Source organism: Corallococcus sp. CA041A, from assembly GCF_003612075.1.
GTDB lineage: Bacteria > Myxococcota > Myxococcia > Myxococcales > Myxococcaceae > Corallococcus > Corallococcus exiguus.
In genome coordinates, this window is sequence record NZ_RAWF01000525.1 from 1 (window position 1) to 1,652 (window position 1,652).

General features: G+C 72.3%; 2 protein-coding genes. Both read left to right on the forward strand.

Annotation, left to right across the window (positions count from 1 at the left end):
* Positions 1–702 (forward strand): polysaccharide biosynthesis tyrosine autokinase (locus D7V77_RS41875; protein WP_120581717.1); only part of this gene is annotated, 702 nt, incomplete at its 5' end.
* A gap of 22 nt (positions 703–724) precedes the next feature.
* The coding region (locus D7V77_RS41880) for an O-antigen ligase domain-containing protein (RefSeq protein WP_120581718.1) at positions 725–1,652 on the forward strand (928 nt) is incomplete at its 3' end.

A 1,652-nucleotide genomic window follows, 5' to 3' on the forward strand; every position in this document is an offset into this window, starting at 1 on the left:
GCGACGTCCCCCCGCAGCCCCTCCATCATCCTGGCGCGCAGCATCCCCCGGGACGTCACCGTGGAATGCGTGCGCGGCCTGAGGACGCGGCTCCAGCGGGCCATGAAGGAGGCGGGCAGCCACGTCGTCGCCGTCACCGGGACGAGCCCTGGCGCGGGGACGTCCTTCGTCGCCCTCAACCTGGCGTGGGTGCTGGCGGAGACGGGCAAGCGAGTGCTGCTGGTGGACGCGAACCTGCGCGGCGGCTGGCTGCACCGGTGCTTCCGCGAGGCGCACCTCCCCGGCCTCCATGAGGTGCTGCGGGGCACCGCGACGCTGGACCAGGCCCTGCTCCAGGAGGCCGCGCCCGGCCTGTCGTTCCTGGGCGCGGGCGCGCTTCCTCCGGACCCGGCGGAGCTGTTGGCCAGCGCGTCGTTCGACACGTTCGTGGCGCGCGTGGCGGCCGAGTACGACGTCGTCCTCTTCGACACGCCCTGCATCCTCGCGGTGACGGACGCGGCGCTCGTGGGCCGGCACGCGGGCGTGCGGCTCGCCGTGGTGCGCGCGGCGGCCCAGTCCCTGCGCGAGGTGGCCACCGCGCTGCACCAACTGGAGCAGAGCGGCGTCCCGGCCCAGGGCGTGGTCCTCAACGGCGTGCCGCGCTCCCGGACGGGCCGCGCGGTGAGCGGCGTCTACCAATACGAATACCCGTCCGCGAACTGAAGCCCCACCGGGAGACCGCACCGTGAGCTGGATTCGCTGCACAGGACTGGGCTTCATCGCGGCCCTCTACATGCTCGCGGGCCGCTGGGGCATGCACCGGCTGGCCGCCGCGGAGGTGGAGACGAACCTGTTCCTGGAGCTGCGGCTCTGGATCGTCATCTGCGGAGGGGTGTTCGCCGCGGTGGGACTCCTGCACCGCGCCCGGCGCGAGGCCCGTCCCGGCGAGTCGCGCTTCGACCCGCCGCTCATCGCGGCCATGCTGGCCTTCCTGGGCTACATGGCCGCCAGCGCCACCTGGTCGCCCGACTTCGACTTCTCGTTGACCAAGGTCTACGACGTCATGCTCGTGGCGGTCATGTGCGTGGGCTTCGCGCTGGCCTGCTTGCGCCAGCCCGCGCCCCGGACGCTGGACACGTTCTGGGCCATCGTCGTGGTGGCCACGGGGCTGCTCGCCATCGCCGGCATCAAGCAATTGCTGGCGGGCGGCGGTGGCGCGCGGCTCGCGGTGATGAACGGCGGGCCCAACATCTTCGCGCGACTCATGGGGCTCTTGACCATGGGCGCGCTCTACTTCTGGTACTGGCGGGGCCAGACGTGGCTGTGGATTCCGGTGGCCGCCAGCGGCGTCATGCTGACGCTGCTCACGGGCTCGCGCGGCGGGTCCGCCGCCATCATCGCGGGCATCACCACCTGCCTCGTGGTGGGGCGCGTGCCGGTGCGCCGGCTGCTGCTCCTGACGCTGCTGGCGACGGTGGCCATCACCGTGGTGGCCATGTTCTCCCCGCTGGGAGAGGCGCTCAGCAACTCCTTCCAGGAGCGCTTCCTGCGCCTCACCCTCAACTACGAGGTGGGCGCGGGCGGCGCGGGCAGCAGCGAAGGCAAGGTGTACCTGTCCGGGCGGGAGGTCCTCTACGAGCGGGCCATCCAGCTGGGAAAGGACTACCCGGTGG